The sequence below is a fragment of the Candidatus Nebulibacter yamunensis genome (genome assembly GCF_024208055.1).
Taxonomy (GTDB): Bacteria; Pseudomonadota; Gammaproteobacteria; order Francisellales; family Francisellaceae; genus Caedibacter; species Caedibacter lacustris.
This window is the reverse complement of sequence record NZ_JAMBMW010000068.1, coordinates 1-526: the sequence shown is the minus strand read 5'-3', so window position 1 is coordinate 526 and position 526 is coordinate 1. Positions and strand designations below refer to the sequence as shown.

The window sequence follows — 526 nt, the reverse complement described above, 5'->3', positions numbered from 1 at the left end:
GAAAACCTGTTGAACGTCGCGCAAAAAATCGGCCAGGCGGGCCATTGGGTTTGGCATGTCGATACGGGCATGATTGAATGGTCCGATGAACTTTGCCGCATCGTCGGATACCCGACCGATCAGAACACCTTTCGCGGCCATCGCATGGAAAAGCACGTCCACCCCGATGATGTGAAGAATTTCCGCGCCATGCTGGTGAATGACAGCAGCCGGGGCCAGCGCATGATCGGCACTATTCAAGACATTACGGCGCAGAAACTGCGCGAAGAGGCGCTGCGCCGTGAAAGCGTCAAAGCCGAAGCCGCTAACCGTGCCAAGACTTTGTTCCTGGCCAATATGAGCCACGACCGGCGCACGCCGTTGAATGCGATTCTGGGGTTCGCGCAATTACTGGCGCTGGGCACACGCGGCGATCTCAACACCGAGCAGAAAGAATATGTGGCTAGTATCGTGCGCGGCGGCGAGCATTTGCTGCGCCTGATCAACGACGTGCTGGATTTGTCGCGCATCGATAGCGGCCACATGG

Annotated in this window: 1 protein-coding gene; it reads left to right on the top strand. The window is 57.6% G+C overall.

Going from position 1 to position 526, the window contains the following annotated elements; translation table 11 throughout:
* Nucleotides 1-526, top strand: a 526-nt coding sequence (locus M1V25_RS10310) for a histidine kinase dimerization/phospho-acceptor domain-containing protein (RefSeq protein ID WP_498843232.1), incomplete at both ends; no start/stop codon positions are given.